This window comes from Bradyrhizobium vignae (assembly GCF_900324035.1).
Taxonomy (GTDB): Bacteria; Pseudomonadota; Alphaproteobacteria; order Rhizobiales; family Xanthobacteraceae; genus Bradyrhizobium; species Bradyrhizobium vignae.
In genome coordinates, this window is sequence record NZ_LS398110.1 from 7312594 (window position 1) to 7327570 (window position 14977).

General features: G+C 64.4%; 20 protein-coding genes. 7 read left to right on the forward strand and 13 right to left on the reverse strand.

What is annotated here, in order from left to right; translation table 11 throughout:
• Positions 1-8 precede the first annotated feature (8 nt).
• The 3 genes from BRAD3257_RS35140 to tolQ are packed head-to-tail and all read right to left on the reverse strand — an operon-like array spanning position 9 to position 2185.
• Positions 9-968 (reverse strand): protein TolA, encoded by a 960-nt coding sequence (locus tag BRAD3257_RS35140; protein ID WP_122405630.1) that lies wholly within the window; start codon positions 966-968, stop codon positions 9-11.
• A 4-nt stretch (positions 969-972) separates the two neighbouring features.
• Positions 973-1425, reverse strand: a complete 453-nt coding sequence (gene tolR / locus BRAD3257_RS35145; protein ID WP_122405631.1) for a protein TolR — start codon at positions 1423-1425, stop codon at positions 973-975.
• Positions 1426-1468: 43 nt separating this feature from the next.
• A complete protein-coding gene (gene tolQ, locus BRAD3257_RS35150) occupies positions 1469-2185 on the reverse strand; it encodes a protein TolQ (protein ID WP_122405632.1) in 717 nt (238 codons plus the stop codon).
• A 473-nt stretch (positions 2186-2658) separates the two neighbouring features.
• Between tolQ and BRAD3257_RS35155 the strand changes: the two genes are divergently transcribed.
• Entirely contained in the window at positions 2659-3180 is a 522-nt protein-coding gene (locus tag BRAD3257_RS35155; RefSeq protein WP_122405633.1) for a DUF2231 domain-containing protein, read from the forward strand.
• A gap of 113 nt (positions 3181-3293) precedes the next feature.
• Here BRAD3257_RS35155 and BRAD3257_RS35160 read toward each other — a convergent pair whose 3' ends face one another.
• From BRAD3257_RS35160 to BRAD3257_RS35180, 5 genes are all read right to left on the reverse strand, one after another.
• Complete coding sequence (locus tag BRAD3257_RS35160) at positions 3294-4061, reverse strand: serine acetyltransferase domain-containing protein (RefSeq protein ID WP_122405634.1); 768 nt, start codon at positions 4059-4061, stop codon at positions 3294-3296.
• Between the two features lie 221 nt (positions 4062-4282).
• Positions 4283-4774, reverse strand: a complete 492-nt coding sequence (locus tag BRAD3257_RS35165) for a DUF2852 domain-containing protein (RefSeq protein ID WP_122405635.1) — start codon at positions 4772-4774, stop codon at positions 4283-4285.
• A gap of 121 nt (positions 4775-4895) precedes the next feature.
• Positions 4896-5636, reverse strand: coding sequence for a TetR/AcrR family transcriptional regulator (locus BRAD3257_RS35170; RefSeq protein WP_122405636.1), 741 nt, complete (start codon positions 5634-5636; stop codon positions 4896-4898).
• Positions 5637-5830: 194 nt separating this feature from the next.
• Positions 5831-6196: a YciI family protein gene (locus BRAD3257_RS35175; RefSeq protein ID WP_122405637.1), complete on the reverse strand. Its 366-nt coding sequence runs from the start codon at positions 6194-6196 to the stop codon at positions 5831-5833.
• Between the two features lie 74 nt (positions 6197-6270).
• Positions 6271-6675, reverse strand: a complete 405-nt coding sequence (locus BRAD3257_RS35180; RefSeq protein WP_122405638.1) for a YciI family protein — start codon at positions 6673-6675, stop codon at positions 6271-6273.
• 322 nt (positions 6676-6997) lie between these two features.
• Between BRAD3257_RS35180 and BRAD3257_RS35185 the strand changes: the two genes are divergently transcribed.
• The 3 genes from BRAD3257_RS35185 to BRAD3257_RS35195 all read left to right on the forward strand — a co-directional run bounded on the left by BRAD3257_RS35185 (position 6998) and on the right by BRAD3257_RS35195 (position 9114).
• The gene (locus BRAD3257_RS35185; protein WP_122405639.1) at positions 6998-7786 is read left to right on the forward strand and encodes an SDR family NAD(P)-dependent oxidoreductase; all 789 of its coding nucleotides are present in this window, start codon (positions 6998-7000) and stop codon (positions 7784-7786) included.
• Positions 7787-7794: 8 nt separating this feature from the next.
• Positions 7795-8232, forward strand: coding sequence for a hypothetical protein (locus BRAD3257_RS35190; protein ID WP_122405640.1), 438 nt, complete (start codon positions 7795-7797; stop codon positions 8230-8232).
• Positions 8233-8766: 534 nt separating this feature from the next.
• A complete protein-coding gene (locus tag BRAD3257_RS35195) occupies positions 8767-9114 on the forward strand; it encodes a hypothetical protein (protein ID WP_122405641.1) in 348 nt (115 codons plus the stop codon).
• 106 nt (positions 9115-9220) lie between these two features.
• On the opposite strand, the gene BRAD3257_RS35200 is transcribed toward BRAD3257_RS35195, so the two are convergent.
• The 4 genes from BRAD3257_RS35200 to BRAD3257_RS35215 form a co-directional block, all read right to left on the reverse strand.
• On the reverse strand, positions 9221-9634 hold the full coding sequence (locus BRAD3257_RS35200; protein ID WP_122405642.1) for a VOC family protein: 414 nt from the start codon (positions 9632-9634) through the stop codon (positions 9221-9223).
• A 33-nt stretch (positions 9635-9667) separates the two neighbouring features.
• Positions 9668-10207: an SRPBCC family protein gene (locus BRAD3257_RS35205; protein ID WP_122405643.1), complete on the reverse strand. Its 540-nt coding sequence runs from the start codon at positions 10205-10207 to the stop codon at positions 9668-9670.
• A gap of 165 nt (positions 10208-10372) precedes the next feature.
• A complete protein-coding gene (locus BRAD3257_RS35210) occupies positions 10373-11659 on the reverse strand; it encodes an RNA polymerase sigma factor (protein WP_122405644.1) in 1287 nt (428 codons plus the stop codon).
• Positions 11656-12024 carry a YciI family protein gene (locus BRAD3257_RS35215; RefSeq protein ID WP_024337611.1) on the reverse strand — a complete coding sequence of 123 codons (369 nt, stop codon included), beginning with the start codon at positions 12022-12024 and terminating at the stop codon, positions 11656-11658. The genes BRAD3257_RS35210 and BRAD3257_RS35215 overlap by 4 nt, the downstream gene beginning before the upstream one ends.
• Before the next feature lie 141 nt (positions 12025-12165).
• Here BRAD3257_RS35215 and BRAD3257_RS35220 point away from each other — a divergent pair, with 141 nt between their 5' ends.
• Together BRAD3257_RS35220 and BRAD3257_RS35225 are read left to right on the forward strand one after the other, a co-directional pair.
• Entirely contained in the window at positions 12166-13131 is a 966-nt protein-coding gene (locus BRAD3257_RS35220; protein ID WP_122405645.1) for a 2-hydroxyacid dehydrogenase, read from the forward strand.
• A 146-nt stretch (positions 13132-13277) separates the two neighbouring features.
• Positions 13278-13499 (forward strand): hypothetical protein, encoded by a 222-nt coding sequence (locus tag BRAD3257_RS35225; protein ID WP_430648808.1) that lies wholly within the window; start codon positions 13278-13280, stop codon positions 13497-13499.
• Positions 13500-13531: 32 nt separating this feature from the next.
• Here the strand turns inward: BRAD3257_RS35225 and BRAD3257_RS35230 are convergent, their stop codons facing one another.
• Positions 13532-14194 (reverse strand): TetR/AcrR family transcriptional regulator, encoded by a 663-nt coding sequence (locus BRAD3257_RS35230; RefSeq protein WP_122405646.1) that lies wholly within the window; start codon positions 14192-14194, stop codon positions 13532-13534.
• A 106-nt stretch (positions 14195-14300) separates the two neighbouring features.
• Here BRAD3257_RS35230 and BRAD3257_RS35235 point away from each other — a divergent pair, with 106 nt between their 5' ends.
• Complete coding sequence (locus BRAD3257_RS35235) at positions 14301-14945, forward strand: glutathione binding-like protein (RefSeq protein ID WP_122405647.1); 645 nt, start codon at positions 14301-14303, stop codon at positions 14943-14945.
• Positions 14946-14977: the final 32 nt, after the last annotated feature.

Here is a 14977-nt window from a genome sequence, read left to right on the forward strand (position 1 = left end):
TTCGGATGTCACAACATATCTTTCAGACCGAAGGTCATCGGAATGAGCTTCCAGCTCTCATACTGCTGCTTCGGCATGAACGAATAGACCTGGCACTGCACGATGGCGCGCTTGGCGCTCTCGGCAACCGCCTGAGCGATCGACCGCGACGGTCCCCTCACCGCGACGACGATGGGCTCGGATGCGAGCGATCCGTCGATCTTCATGGGAATGTCGATGTCGGCTTCGTATTGATCGGCGTCCTGGCCGTTGTAGGTGGGCGTGAAGCAGCGCTTGACCGCGCCCTGGAATGCACCGCGCCAGGTCGCGACATTGTTGGCGGCCGTCCCGGTCGCCGCCCCCAGAGAGGCCGACGCATTCAGCGCCGTGCCGGCAAGTTCGTGCCGGGTCGCGGCGCGCTTGTCGAGATCGCGCTGGATCTGCGCGGGATCGAAGGTGCGCTCCTTCGGCTTCGGCTGCTGCTGCGGCTGCACTGCCGCGACCTTCTGCTCCACGGGCTTGGGCGGCGGCTTCTTGGTCTCCAGCTTCTTCTGGAGCTCGGCGATCGGATCTTCCTTGGCCGGATCAGGCTTCTTTTCCTGCGGCTTCGGCTCTTCCTTCGGCTTGGCCTCGGCGACGGGCTTCGGCGGCTCGGGCTTCTTCTCCACCGGCTTCTCGACCGGCTTCGGCGGCGGCTCCGGCTGCGAATTGGTCTTGATCAGCTCTTTCTTCTCGGTGACCTTGCCGACCGCGTCTTCCTCCGGCTTGGCTTCCGCGATCTTCTCGACCTTGGGCTTCGGCTCTTCTTTCTTGCCGGTCTTCTGTCCCGCCATCATCTTGGCGAGCTGATCGGTGGAGATGATGTCGACCGGAAGCGACTCCTCCGGCGCGATGTAGGCCTTGCTGCTAAAGGTAAGGAGGCCCCATCCCAGCACCAGGACATGGAGGGCAATCGACGCAACGAGTGTCTTGTCGACGTTCACCTTCACGGCTTCAAGATCCCTGATCCGCTTCCGTGACGAGGGCCAGCTTCTTGAATCCGGCGCCGGACAACAGGCCCATCACCTTGGCCACCGTGCCGTAATCCGCCTTCTTGTCGGCGCGCAGATAGATGCGCTCCTCGAGCCCGCCGCGCGCGTCCGTGATCGCCTTCAGCTTGGGTATCAGCTCGTTGATCGCGATCTCGGCATCGTTGATGAACACCTTGCCCTTGATGTCGACCGACATCTGGATCGGCTTCTGGTCGTTGTTTTCGAGGCTCTTGGCCTGGGTCTGGGGCAGGTCGAGCGGCACGCCGACCGTCAACATCGGCGCGGACACCATGAAGATGATGAGCAGCACCAGCATCACGTCGACCATCGGCGTGACGTTGATCTCGGCCACGACCGGCTTGCGCCGGCCGCGGCGTCCACCGCCGCCGGACGAACTCGCAACGTTCATGGCCATGATCGCGTGCCCAAATTGCCCTTCACACTATACATGCCGTCCGTCAGCCCCGCTCGTCGATCTGACGGGACAAGATGGCTGAAAATTCATCAGCGAAGCCCTCCAGCCGCTGAGCCTGACGGTTCACCTCGGACGTGAACTTATTGTAGAAAATAGTGGCAGGAATGGCGGCGATAAGGCCGACTGCGGTCGCAAACAGCGCCTCGGCGATACCGGGGGCGACGACTGCCAGGGAGGTATTTTTCGACGCCGCGATCGACTGGAAGCTCGACATGATGCCCCAGACCGTGCCGAACAGGCCGACGAAAGGGCCGGCAGAGCCGACGGTCGCCAGCACCAGCAGGCGCCGTTCCAGGCGCTCGACTTCGCGCGCGATCGAGACGTTCATCACCTTGTCGATGCGCATCTGGAGCCCCGCGACCGAGCGGGCATGGCTCTCGAAGGAACGCTTCCACTCGCGCATCGCCGCCACGAAGCAGGCCGCCATGGAATGCGTCGGCTTGGCCGACAGCGTGCGATAGAGCTCCTCGATCGACTCGCCGGACCAGAACGCCTGCTCGAACCGGTCCATCGACCGCCGGGTGCGCGCGTAAAGAAAGACCTTGTCGATGGCGATCGCCCAGACCCAGACCGAGCAGGACAGAAGTCCCAGCATCACCGCTTTCACGATCCAGTGAGCCTGCCAGAACAGCGCAATCAGCGACACGTCGGCGGAGGCAGCAACCGGAAGGGCTGACTGAGCCACGTCGGCCGGATTCATAAGCAGTATCCTCTCAAGGCGATCGTTACCTAACGTCATTCGGCCAGCAAATCGCTGCCTGTATTCCCGAACAGCCGCGCTAGTACCGGCGCGCGGGCCAGCAAGCCCGCTCAAAGCCTTGTCATTCTGAGGTGCAGGGCTGGTCCAAAGGCTCGTCCAAAGCCGGCCGCCTGCATTCCCCGCCAAGATGTCAAAACTAAGGGCCTCGACACGGCTTCGGGCGCGACTGTCCGCTCTTACCAGAGCCCGGCGATAGTTAATGCGGGGTTACCGGCCACGAATTTGGCTGCCGGAAAGGCAGGCAGCGCAGGGGGATGGCGGCGGGCGGCCATGGCTCGTGTCCGGACGCACCGCATCGTCGAAGCGACGCTGCGCTGCGTCCGCGGCATAAGTTCCACGCGCACGTGCAACCGAGGGAACCTCCCTCGCCCCGGAATTATTGTCCGGAAAATGACTTTCGGCGAGCCCCTGCCATGACCATCAACCCAAAGACGACCGCCGCCATCGGCGATCACCCGCTCCACCCCATGCTCATCCCGTTCCCCGTCGCGTTCCTGGTTGGCGCGCCCATTGCCGATCTGGCCTTCATCGGAACCGGCGACGCTTTCTGGGCGCGCGCCGCGATGTGGCTGATCGGCGCCGGCATCGTCATGGCGCTGGTTGCCGCCGTAGCCGGATTTGCGGACTTCCTGAGCGAGCCGCGCATCCGCAGTCTCAATGACGCCTGGTACCACATGGTCGGCAATCTCACGGCCGTCGTGCTGGCACTGGTCAATTTCTATCTTCGCTACGCGCAAGGTGCTGCGGAGGCTGCGATCAAGCCGTGGGGCGTGGTGCTTTCGCTGATCGTGGTCGGCATCCTGCTGTTCACGGGATGGAAGGGGCGGGAGATGGTCTACCGGCATCACGTCGCCGTGCTGGATGCACCGGGCCAGACCAGCTCGGAGCCGGCCACGCCGCCTCATGGCGGCGAAAGCCACCGCCGCGCCGCCTAAAGCGCGATGAGATTTGGATGAATCGTCATCGCGCTTTAGCTTGTTGTTTACGCATGATCTTTCCGGAAAACCGCTTCGCACTTTTCCGGATCATGCTTTAAGCGAAGGACGTCTCAGGCGGCCAAGGCGGACTCGGGGCAGTTGGTCAGTCGCGCAGGATTGCCGACCGCCGTGCAGCCAGCGGGGACGTCGCTCGTCACGACAGTGCCGGCGCCGATTTTTGCGAGATCGCCGATGCTGATGTCGCCGAGGATGCTTGCGCCCGCGCCGATGTAGACGCCGCAGCCGATGCGCGGCGAGCGCGCCGGCAGTTCGCTGCTGCGGCCGATGCTGACGTTCTGAAGGATGGTGACGTCGTCGCCGACGACGACGTCGGCGCCGATCACGATGCCGGTGGCGTGATCGAGATACACGGCGGACCCGATGCTGGCCGTCGGATGAATACTGACCTGGAGCAGGTTCGACGCCTCGTTCTGAAACAGCAGCGCGGCATCGCGATGATCATGGCGCCAGAGCCAGTTCGAAACGCGCCAGGCCTGCAGCGCGATGTACCCCTTGTAATGCAGCAGTGGCGGCAGCAGGTCGGCGACGGCGGGGTCGCGGCGCGCGATGGCCAAGAGGTCTCGGCCGGCCGCTTCGATCAAGTCCGGCTCGCCCCCAAAGGCGGCGCGGCAAAAAGCCATGAAGCGCACGCGCTCCGTGGCGTTGCTCGCAAGCCGCCTCCCGATGAGATCGGCCAGGGCCGCGGCGAAATCATCATGAGCGAGAATGGCACCGGCGACGGCTTTGCCGAAAACAGGATCGGCATTGGCCGAGCGCTGCGCCTCGTCGCGAACCTTTTGCCAAAGGCTGTCGCTACCCGCCATAGCAGCTTCCGCCATCGTCGCTCCGCTCGCCTGTGCCGTGACGGCGAATATAGGCGGTCCACATCGAGGCGCCAGTCTCGCCTTCGCGACGTGCTTGCTGTCGGCCGCGGGGCCTGACGATCGAGGCGCTGTACAAGCCAAACCGCCCGCCTGCGGGTCACGCAGACGGGCGGCTCGGGGCCATCAGGACTTTGGGGGCATGCGCCTGAAGGCTTTGAGAGGTGCGAACCTTCAGATCAGCCTTGCTGCTGGTCGGTCGGCGGCGGGGTCGGACGTGTCCGGTGCTGCGCCATGAACTGGTCGAACTCTTCCTTGTCCTTGGCGTGGCGCAGACGGGTCAGGAAATCCTTGAACTCGCGCTGCTCTTCCTCGAGGCGCTGCAGCGTCTCGGCGCGATATTCGTCGAAGGCGCGGTTGCCGGAGGACGGCGGGCCGAAGCCAAAGCCGAAGCCGCGGCGCTCCATGCGGTCACGCATGCGATCCATCTTGTACTGCATCCGCTCCATCTTGTTCTGCCAGCGATCCTGATGGCTCCAGCACGACATTCTTCTGCTCCCGAGTGTGAAAAAGAGAAGGGCAAGTCCGATCGGCCACCAAATGATGAAGCCGAGAATGGTCACGGCGATCCAGCCGGGATGCCAGGGCGTATCGAGCATGCCGGGACGCTCGTACTGTTGGTATTGGTCCGAAGGGCCGCGCCATCGATTGATATCAGCGGTGTAGGCCATTTCCCATCTCCATCACGGCATCCGCGCCGTTGTGAATGTAAATAACATTTACATAGCTAGACCATCCCGCGATTTTGTCAAGCTGGCCGCAAGACACGCCCGCGTGATTATTTGCGCAATCTTATTTCGGCTTGCCCCAGGGGCCGCCGGGCGGGACGCCCGAACCGGAGGGAGCCTCCGGCGGCACCGGCGGCGGCTCGGCACTCTTGCCGGCCGGACGGCGGTCAATCGGGAAGCCGAGCCCGCGCAGATAGATCAGCACCTCGGCCTCCAGCAGCTCGTCCGGCGACATCGGCAGCTTCCGCCGCGCTGCATCGCCACGCGAGAACAGCGAGGCGACGCCATGCGACATCGACCAGATGTGCAGCGCCATCATCATCGCCGGCGGACGGGGAGTGCCGGGCGGCGTCAGCGCGGCGAGGCGCTCGGCGGCGGCACGGATGATGTTGAAGGCCCGTTCACTGGCCGCCTGGAGTGCCGGATTGGCATCGACCGGCACGCCGGATTCGAACATGGCATTGTAGAAGGCGGGCTCCTCGCGGGCGAAGGCGAGATAGGCCTTGCCGACACGTTCGAACGCGGTGACCGTGTCGGGCCGCCCGTCATCCCAAGCCGCGGACAGGCGCGCCTCGAACTGCTCGAATCCACGCTGGGCGATCGAGGACAACAGCTCGTCACGGTCGCGGAAATGCCGATAGGGAGCCGCTGCGCTGACGCCGGCCATGCGCGCGGCATCGGCAAAGGTGAAGCCCGCCGCGCCCTTCTCGGCGATGAGGCCGAGAGCGGCCTGCAACAGGGCCTCCTTCAGATTGCCGTGGTGATAGCCGCGCTCGGCGCGGCGCTGCTCCTTGCGCCAGCTCATGTGAACGACCTTTACATGAGCCGGGCGTGAAGGTCACTAGCGGCGATGAGGCAGAATTAACTCCGTATTCTCCGCAGTCATTCCGGGACGGCTCGAAGAGCCGGACCCGGAATCTCGAGATTCCGGATCCGATGCTTCGCATCGCCCGGAATGACTGCAGGACCCCAACGGCCCCGCAAAGACCTCACCCGAAGCTACATCTGCGGAATGGGCAGCACCGGCATCACTTCGATCGCCTCGCCCGGAAAGATCGCGAAATGCGGATGGTTCTCGAACAGCTTGGCAGCTTCCTCTTGCGATGCGGCGCGCACTACGGTGAAACCGGTGAGCGCGTTGCTGATCTCGGTGATGCCATTCGCGTCGATCCTGCGGGTCTTGCCGAGCGGGCCGCCCAGATCGACGATGACCGACTTGTGCTTCTCGACCCAGCCGTGCCAGGCAGCCATGCCCTCCTGCTCCTTCGCCTTTCGCTCGGCCTCGGGCAGCGCGCGCCAGGCCGCCATTTTCGACCCGGTCATGCTGCCGAGATAGACGGCGAGGAATTTGTGTTCGGTGCTCATCGGCCTCTCCTCTGTTGATCGATTGATCTGTTGATCGATTGACGACAGCCGCGATCTCATCGCGGCCGCGGTGGTTACTTCTTCAGTTCCTCCAAACCGGCGGCGGCCTGCTGCACGTCGGGCGGAAAATCGCTCATCTCCTGTACCTGCCGGATCTCGATGATTTCGTTCGGCGAAGCCGGGCACTTCTTCGCCCAGGCGATCGCCTCCTCGCGCGAGGCGACCTCGATCATCCAATAGCCGCCCAGGACTTCCTTGGCTTCCACGAAGGGCCCGTCGGTCACGACAGGCACGCCGGTCGCGAACGAGACGCGCGCGCCCATCGAGGGCGGATGCAAGCCGTCGAGCGTGATCAGCACGCCGGCATCCTTCAGCGCCTCGTTGTAGCGCATCATCGCGGCAACCCGCTCGGGATCGAGCTGCACGTCCGGTGGCGCGTTCTCGTAGCCGAGCGGAATCATCAGCATCATGAATCGCATGAGGTTTCCTTGCTTTCACTGTCGGGGCGAGCAGCGGCGGGCCACGCGCCCTCGCTTCCAAGACGAATGAACTGTCAGGGAACCGACATGGATGACGAAAATTATCTGGCAGCTCGGCGCGCGGCGCTGGCCGTGCAAGGCGCGGCGAGCCTCCAAGGATGAAGCGGCCCGACGCAGCCGGGCCTTTGCCCTTGCCGCTGAAGAAGCGGCGGCCCCAGGCTGACGGAGATGGACTGGCGCTCTTCTTACCGCAACGGAAGCGAAGTAAAAGGCGCTGGCCGCCCGTGCGGCTTCCGTTTCCGCCAGAAGGACAGATCAGCCAATGCCGCAAGCCGCGCAAAAAGTCGCCCTCGTCACCGGAGCCGCACGCGGCATCGGGCTTGCGACCGCGAAGAAGTTCCTTTCCGAGGGCTGGCGCGTGGCGCTGCTCGATATCGAGGGCGACCTGCTCGGCCCCGCGATCGCCGACATCGGCCAAAACGAGGCGACGCTGGCGCTGACCTGCGATGTCTCCGACGCAGCCGCAGTCAGCGCTGCAATGACGACGATGGAGCGGCGGTTCGGCCGGTTGGATGCGCTGGTCAACAACGCCGGCATCGCGGTGTTCGCGCCGCTGATGGAGACGTCGGAGGCTGACTGGCGCCGCGTGCTCGAGGTCAACCTCACCGGACCGTTCCTCTGCACCAAGGCGGCGGTACCGCTGATGCGCGACGGCAATGGCGGCGCCATCGTCAACATCACCTCGATCTCGGCCGTGCGTGCTTCGACGCTGCGTTCGGCCTACGGCACCAGCAAGGCGGGCCTTGCGCACCTCACCAAGCAGCTCGCGGTCGAGCTCGCTTCCCTCAACATCCGCGTCAACGCGGTTGCGCCGGGACCGGTCGACACCGCGATGGCGAAGCAGGTGCACACCAAGGAGATCCGCGCCGATTACCACGACGCCATCCCGCTCAACCGCTACGGCCTGGAGGAGGAACTCGCGGAAGCGATCTACTTTCTGTGCTCGGAACGCGCCAGCTACATCACCGGCCAAATTTTGGCCGTCGATGGCGGTTTCGATGCGGCAGGTATCGGCCTGCCGACGCTGCGCGGCCAGCGCCGCAACGGGTAGGAGTGCTCATGCAACGCGCCGCGTTCGTCACCATCACGATGCTCGCGGCCGTGTTGATCGCGGCGACACCGGCGCGAGCCGAGATCCGCATCATCCAGTCCCCAGGCGGACAGGTCGGGCCCTTCCTCGATCTGTTCGAGAAAGTGCGCGAGAGCGGCGAGCGCGTGGTGATCGATGGTCCCTGCCTGTCCGCCTGCACGCTGGTGCTCAGCATCGTCCCAGGCGAGCGCATCTGCGTCACCAAGCGCGCGGTGCTCGGCTTCCACGCCGCGCGCTCGGTGGACCGGCGCGGACATTTCTATGCCGAGCCGGAGGCATCGGTCGCGGTGCTTGCCGCCTATCCCGGCCCGGTGCGCGACTGGATCAGCCGCCGTGGCGGCCTCACCTCGCGGTTGCTCCTGTTGAAGGGACGTGATCTCGCCGCGATCTATCCGCGTTGTCGCTGATCAAAGCCGGCAGCCGCCAGGCGCGTGACGTGAGTGAGCGCTGGGAACCGCATCACCATCAAGGCGATTTGCCTGGCTGGTTCAAGGCCATACGCCATGTTCCCTGCGCTCGCATCCAGCGTGCGCACCGGGTGATCTGCGCCATCAGGCGCTGGCTACGTTCAGAAAAGAGTCTGTATCACCGGTACCAGCTTTGCGCTGGCGCAGATGAGCATTCCCCAAAGAGCAAAATTGATCTGTAGCGCCGCCGCCATCGGTCGCTCCCCTTGCAAGTGACGTCCATCCCAGTTTGTAGCTTTTATGAATCACCAATAGCGATTCTGGCGTGCAGATCACAGCCCAATATTGCGCCAATTGTTGTGCGATGCAGTTGGTTTCACGAAGCGGCCTCACTGCGCCCGCAAAGTGATGCCGAAAGCACGACTCACATTCGGCCATGCCGGCAGATTTGTTTTGCTTTGAGTTCCATCGAACTGACGTGGTGCGTGTGTCTCACCCGCATTCTGTGCGTCCCATACGTAGCGAAGGCCTGGCATGATTCGATACGGCTTCATCTTGCTCACTTTTTGCACAGCGCTGCTCGGAGGCGCAGGCGCTCCAGCGCAGGAACGTCGCCCCATCGCGTGGGATGGTCTTGGCAAGGATCCGAATCGTCCTCACGTCGCGAAGCGGCGCGTCACGGACCGCGCACTCACGGCAAGTGATCCCAATCAGGAGCGGGAAAGGGTACTCGGTACTTTGCGTCCATATTCCGAGGCATGGTGGGCGGTCCATGACGAAATACAGGCGGAGAACGACAGGCAGCTCGGCAGCAAGCTCGTGATCTGTCCTCGTTGCCTGGAGCCTTCGCCGCGCGAGGACGTCACCGGGTCGATCCGGTGAGAGGACAGACGGCCGATCGGCGCCGTAACGAGTCCATGCATATCCCCTCTCCCGCAGCATCGAGAGAGGGGACCGCAACTCAACGGATCGCGCGCGGTCGCGCCCGTCACATTCCCTCCGCCGGGCAGTTCACCATCCAGGGAATGCCGAACTTGTCGACGCACATGCCAAAGCCCTTGGCCCAGAAGGTCTTGCTGAAGGGCATGGTGAGGCTGCCCCCATCGGCCAGCGCGTTGAACTTGCGCTCGGCATCCGCGAGATCCGTGACCGTGAGCGAAATCGAGAAGCCCTGCGGCTTCTGAAAATGCTCGGGCGGCGCGTCGGAGGCCATCAATACGCTGCCGTCGGGCAGCGACATGCGCGCATGCATGATCATCTTCTCGCGGCCGGGTGCCGCGGGCATGTCCGGCGGCGCCTCCGAGGCCCGCATCATCGCATCGATCTTGCCGCCGAGAACCTTGGCGTAGTAGTTGAACGCCGCTTCGCAGGTGTCCTGATAGAACAGATAGGGATTGAGCATCGTTTCTCTCCTCTTCTTCGTTCGCAGTGAGACCTATTGCTTCTCGGTGAGCTTCTTCAGGCCGGCGAGGCCCGCTTCGAAATCCTTGCCGATCATGCTGTCCATGTTGATGAAGACCTGCATCAGCTTGGACAGGAACGGGGCCGGACCGTACATCGCCCATGTGACGAGCGTGGCATCGCCTTGCGGCACAAAGGTGAACTCGGCGACATTGTGCCCTTCAAATGGCCGCTCGAAATCCAGCTTGATGCGGAGGTTCGAGGGCCCGTTCGCCTCCAGGATCTCCATATGGCCGGCACCGACATTGTTGTTGCCGTCCCAGGCATAGGTCGCCCCCTTCCCCGCCGCGGTTCCGCCGAACGCCCGCTTCATGGCGGGATCGCGTCCCTCATAGGGCGACCAGGCGGTCCAACGGCGGAAATCGGCAACCAGTGGATAAATCGCATCGGCCCGCGCCTTCACGGCGAGGCTGCGCTCGACGCGGAATGTGTCAGGCTTGGTGAGGGCGAAGACGAGAATGCCTGCGATTCCGATCGCGAGCACGACGGCAATGATGGCAACGGCTCTCAGCATGAATGGCTCCTTGGATACCGGATTAAGACGAAGGGGCGCGGCAGGGGCCGACAGGAGCCGATGAGATTTTTCTTGCCCGTCATTCCGGGATGCTCCGAAGGACCAGACCTGGAATCTCGTCATTCCGGGTTCGCCCTCCGGGCGCCCCGGAATGACGGTGAGACATCATTTCGCCTTGGCGCTCTCCTTCGGCTTCGGCTGGCTGTCCCGGATCAGGCGATCGAGATGCATGCGGATGTGGGCGGCTTCGGCCGATGTATTGGCGAGCGCGATGGCGCGGTCGAAGGCGATGCGGGCTTCGTCGTTGCGGCCGAGCTGCATCAGGAAGGCGCCGCGCACGCCGTAGAAATGGAAGTAGTTGGCGAGCTTCGGCGCCAGCGGCTCGATCAGGTCGAGCGCAGCCTGGGGCCCGCGCACCTTCGAGACCGCGACCGCGCGGTTGAGTGTCACCACCGGCGAGGGCTGCACCACTTCGAGCGCCCCATAGAGCAGATCGATCTGGGTCCAGTCGGTCTCCCCCGGCGTCGCTGCGCGCGCATGCAGCGCGGCGATGGCGGCCTGGATCTGGTAGGGTCCGCTGCGGCGGTGGCGCATCGCCTTGTCGATCAGCGCGAGGCCTTCTGCAATCATGGTGCCGTTCCACAAGGAACGATCCTGATCGTCCAGCAGGATCAGCGATCCGTCCTCGGCAAAGCGCGCGGCGCTGCGCGCATGTTGCAAGAGAATCAGCGCCGTCAGGCCCATGATCTCCGGCTCGCTCGGAAACAGCCGCAGCAGCAACCGCGCCAGCCGGATCGCCTCCTCGCACAGCGGCTTCCTGATTTCGGCGGTGTCGCCACTCGCCGAATAGCCTTCGTTGAAGATCAGGTAGATCATCGCCGCAACTCCGGCGAGCCGTTCGGAGCGCTCGACCGCGCCGGGCGCCTCGAACGGCGTCCCGGCCTCGGCGACCTTCGCCTTGGCGCGCGTGATGCGCTGCTCCATCGCGGCTTCCGAGACCAGGAACGCGCGCGCGATCTGCTTCACCGTGAGGCCGGAGACGATGCGCAACGCCAGCGCGATCTGCTGCGTCGCCGGCAGCCCTGGATGGCAGCAGATGAACATCAGCCGCAAAATGTCGTCGCGATAGTGTGAGCCGTCGAGCCGCTCGGCGAGCGCGCCCTCGGCGTCGTCGAGATCGGAGATCGCCTGGTCGTCCTCGGGCAGCGGCTGTTGCTTGCGGGCGCGCCGCACCTCGTCGATTGCGACGTTGCGGCCGACCATGATCAGCCAGGCCGCGGGATCGCGCGGCGGCCCGTTCTGCGGCCAGGTTTTCAGCGCGCGCAGGCAGGCGTTCTGAAACGCCTCCTCTGCGGTATCAAGATCGCGGAAATAGCGCAGCAGCGCGCCCACCGCCTGGGGTCGCGCCGAGGTCAGCGCAGTCTCGATCCAAGCGGTGTCGGCATCGCTCACGTCAGGTTTCCTCCGGGCCGGAAGACGCCGACGGGACGCACCTCGTAGGCGCCGCCGGGATTGGCGGCTCCAAGCTCACGCGCGACGTCGAGCGCGTCGTCGAGATTCTTGCAGTCGACGATGTAGAAGCCGAGCAGCTGCTCCTTGGTCTCGGCATAGGGACCGTCGAGCACCAGTGGCGGATCCTCCTTGCGCAGCGTCGCCGCCGCGGTCGTCGGCAACAGCCGCGCCACCGGCCCGAGCCGGCCCTGTTTGGTGAGCTTCTCCTGAACCACGGCGAGCTTCTTCATCACGGCCTCGTCCTGGTCCTTGCTCCAGGAGCCGACGAAGTCCTCATCGTGATAGCAAAGAATGGCGTAAAGCATGGCCGGCACTTTCCTCGTCTGTTCTGAAGACGCGCCAATATGCCCCGCCCCGACAGGGCTGCGGAAAAAATTTGCAAGAAAAATCCGGCAGATCGTGCCAAGGAGGGTCCTTCATCAAGCGGAACCGACGAGGCACTTCGAATGACCCTGGGCACACTGGCCGTCCTCATCAACAGCACGCAGCAGAACTGGCTGCCGGAGCGCTGGAAGGCTCGGTTCGAAGCGGTCTGCGGCGACCGCCGCGTGGTGCTGCTGCCGGACGCCGGGCTCGATCCGGCGGAGGTGCACTATGCGGCGGTGTGGAAGCCGGTGCCGGGCGATCTCGGTGCGTTCCCCAATCTTCGGGCCATCTTCAATCTCGGCGCGGGCGTTGATGCGCTGATGGCGGACAGGAGCCTGCCCGATGTGCCGCTGGTGCGCGTCGCCGTGCCCGATCTCACCAATCGCATGACCGAATATGTCGTCCTGCACGTGCTGATGCATCACCGCCAGGAGCTTTACCTCAGGCAATCGCAGCGCGAGAAACGCTGGGAACCAAAATATCAGTGGCCGGCAAGCGCGATCACGGTCGGCGTCATGGGATTGGGCACACTGGGGGCCGATGCGGCCGACGTGCTGCGGCGGCTCGGCTTCCGTGTCGCCGGCTGGAGCCGCAGCCCGCGGACGATCGACGGCGTGGTGTGCTTCCACGGCGCTGCGCAGATCGACGCGTTTCTGCGCACGACCGACATTCTGGTCTGCCTGCTCCCGCTGACGCCTGACACAAACGGCATCCTCAAGCGCGACCTCTTCACAAGGCTCCACCGCAACAGCCCGCTCGGCGCGCCCGTGCTGATCAATGCCGGCCGCGGCGGCCTGCAGAACGAAGCGGACATTCTCGCCTGTCTCGACGACGGCACGCTGGGCGCCGCCTCGCTCGACGTCTTCGTGCAGGAGCCGCAGCCGAAGGACAGCCGGTTCTGGACCCATCCCAAGGTGGTGTTGACGCCCCACAACGCTGCCGACACCGATGCGGACGCGATCTCGGCCTATGTCGCCGAGCAGATCGCGCGGTTCGAGGCCGGCGGCGCACTGGAGAACGTGGTGGACCGGGTCAGGGGGTATTGAGGCCGGCGGAGAGGCGTACGACCGTCTCGTAGTCGCGGTCGTCCCCACATGCTCGGACCGATCAGGGACTTTTCCGGCAAGCCGCTCGGCGCCCTCGAGCCCGTGATGGACAATGCCGATTACGAGGCCTCGGCCGACCGTGCCTGGTGGCTTTCAATCGGCATCGCCGCGCTGGGCTCGTGCTCGCGACAGAAGAGATCGGCGCGCAGGTCATTGCCGTGCAAGGCGAGACATCAGGCGCCGACGGCATCGCAGCCACGGGTGCGGCCGCGGAGGAAGTGCTGGGCTCGACCATCGAGCTGTCGAAGCAGTCGCAGCGGCTCCGCGACGAGGTCGATCTTTTTCTTGCGCAGATCCGCGCCGCGTAGCTGGCAATTGCGCGCAGGGGCCGGGACGACAGCTAGGACTTGGCTCCCGCCATCACATCGATCGCGCCCTTCACGATCGCCTCGAGCTCCTTGCGCGGGACGCGCGCGCGCGAGCGGATGGCGATGGTGTGGATGGTGGCGGAGGCGATCTGTGCCAGCGCGACTGGATCGGCGCTCTCTCGCAACTCGCCTTTCTCCTTGGCGCGGCGGAAGCAACTGGCAAAAGCCTTGTCGAGTCCGGTGAGACCGTCGAGCACCATGGCGCGGATCTCGGGATCGCCAACGGCCTCGGACGCCGCGGTCACGACCGTGAAGCAGCCGCGCGGGCCGGTGTCACCGGACAGATAGATGTCCAGCGCGGACGCGTAGATGCGCTCCAGCCGCTGCCGCAGCGGCATCTCCTGGCGAAAAATCTCGACCATGGAAGCGCCGGCCTCCTCGCGATAGCGCTGGTAGCTCTTGATGTAGAGCTCGCGCTTGTCGCCGAAGGCGCCGTAAAGGCTCGGCCGGTTCATGCCGGTCGCTTCACTGAGATCGTCGAGCGAGGTGGCCGCGAAGCCTTGCTTGCGGAACAGATCGAGCGCCTTGCCGAGCGCGACATCGGGCTCGTAGGCGCGGGGACGGCCTCGGCGCTTGGGTTCGCCGCGGCGCTCAGGCTGATTGGCAGCAGCTGGCGGCTTCGATTTTTGTACCATTTCGCAAAATAATCCTTGACCACGCCCATATTATGCAAGATGGTACAAAAATCAATCTGGCCAGGTTGAGCGACACCCAAAGAGGAATTGCCCAAGGAGGCTACAGATGGATCTCTATTTCTCGCCGCTCGCCTGCTCGATGGCGACACGCGTCGCGCTGTATGAAGCCGGCGCCGAGGCGAACTATCTCGAAGTCGATCCACCCACCAAGAAGGTGCTGAACGACGGCTCCGACTTCCGTACCATCAATCCGATCGGGCTCGTGCCGACGCTGCGCACCGACGAAGGCGTGGTGCTGACCGAGAACGCCGCGATCCTGCAATATGTCGCGGACCGTTTTCCGCAGTCCGGTCTCGGCACCGCAGCGGGCATCGAGCGCACGCGGCTGCATCAATGGCTCTGCTTCATTGGCACCGAGCTGCACAAGGGCCTCTTCATTCCCGTGCTCGACCGCAAAGCACCGCAGGAGACAAAGGCCTATGCGCTCGAGAAGTACCTGTCGCGGCTCGATTATCTCGACAATCACCTGAAGGGGCGCGACTTCCTGCTCGACCATTTCAGCGTGGCCGATGCCTATCTCGTCACGGTCATCAACTGGACCATGGCGACGCCGCCGATCGAGCTCGCGAAATGGCCGAACGTGAAGGCGTACTACGAGCGGCTGCGCCAGCGACCTTCGATTGCTAGGGCGATCGCGGAGGAGTTCGAGCTGTACAAGGCCGAGCAGGCGCGGAAGAAGGCGGCGGCGTAAGGCTCGGAAATGGAAACGCCGTCCCGGCCGTG

What these genes read in the sequence shown, in the direction of transcription:
- BRAD3257_RS35190 (WP_122405640.1), top strand. Translation starts at nt 7,795, where the DNA reads ATGCAACGCGCCGCGTTCGTCACCATCACGATGCTCGCGGCCGTGTTG.
- BRAD3257_RS35230 (WP_122405646.1), bottom strand. Translation starts at nt 14,194, where the DNA reads ATGGTACAAAAATCGAAGCCGCCAGCTGCTGCCAATCAGCCTGAGCGC.
- tolR (WP_122405631.1), bottom strand. Translation starts at nt 1,425, where the DNA reads ATGGCCATGAACGTTGCGAGTTCGTCCGGCGGCGGTGGACGCCGCGGC.
- BRAD3257_RS35220 (WP_122405645.1), top strand. Translation starts at nt 12,166, where the DNA reads ATGACCCTGGGCACACTGGCCGTCCTCATCAACAGCACGCAGCAGAAC.
- BRAD3257_RS35205 (WP_122405643.1), bottom strand. Translation starts at nt 10,207, where the DNA reads ATGCTGAGAGCCGTTGCCATCATTGCCGTCGTGCTCGCGATCGGAATC.
- BRAD3257_RS35235 (WP_122405647.1), top strand. Translation starts at nt 14,301, where the DNA reads ATGGATCTCTATTTCTCGCCGCTCGCCTGCTCGATGGCGACACGCGTC.
- BRAD3257_RS35170 (WP_122405636.1), bottom strand. Translation starts at nt 5,636, where the DNA reads ATGAGCTGGCGCAAGGAGCAGCGCCGCGCCGAGCGCGGCTATCACCAC.
- BRAD3257_RS35175 (WP_122405637.1), bottom strand. Translation starts at nt 6,196, where the DNA reads ATGAGCACCGAACACAAATTCCTCGCCGTCTATCTCGGCAGCATGACC.
- BRAD3257_RS35160 (WP_122405634.1), bottom strand. Translation starts at nt 4,061, where the DNA reads ATGGCGGAAGCTGCTATGGCGGGTAGCGACAGCCTTTGGCAAAAGGTT.
- BRAD3257_RS35185 (WP_122405639.1), top strand. Translation starts at nt 6,998, where the DNA reads ATGCCGCAAGCCGCGCAAAAAGTCGCCCTCGTCACCGGAGCCGCACGC.
- BRAD3257_RS35165 (WP_122405635.1), bottom strand. Translation starts at nt 4,774, where the DNA reads ATGGCCTACACCGCTGATATCAATCGATGGCGCGGCCCTTCGGACCAA.
- BRAD3257_RS35180 (WP_122405638.1), bottom strand. Translation starts at nt 6,675, where the DNA reads ATGCGATTCATGATGCTGATGATTCCGCTCGGCTACGAGAACGCGCCA.
- tolQ (WP_122405632.1), bottom strand. Translation starts at nt 2,185, where the DNA reads ATGAATCCGGCCGACGTGGCTCAGTCAGCCCTTCCGGTTGCTGCCTCC.
- BRAD3257_RS35195 (WP_122405641.1), top strand. Translation starts at nt 8,767, where the DNA reads ATGATTCGATACGGCTTCATCTTGCTCACTTTTTGCACAGCGCTGCTC.
- BRAD3257_RS35155 (WP_122405633.1), top strand. Translation starts at nt 2,659, where the DNA reads ATGACCATCAACCCAAAGACGACCGCCGCCATCGGCGATCACCCGCTC.
- BRAD3257_RS35215 (WP_024337611.1), bottom strand. Translation starts at nt 12,024, where the DNA reads ATGCTTTACGCCATTCTTTGCTATCACGATGAGGACTTCGTCGGCTCC.
- BRAD3257_RS35200 (WP_122405642.1), bottom strand. Translation starts at nt 9,634, where the DNA reads ATGCTCAATCCCTATCTGTTCTATCAGGACACCTGCGAAGCGGCGTTC.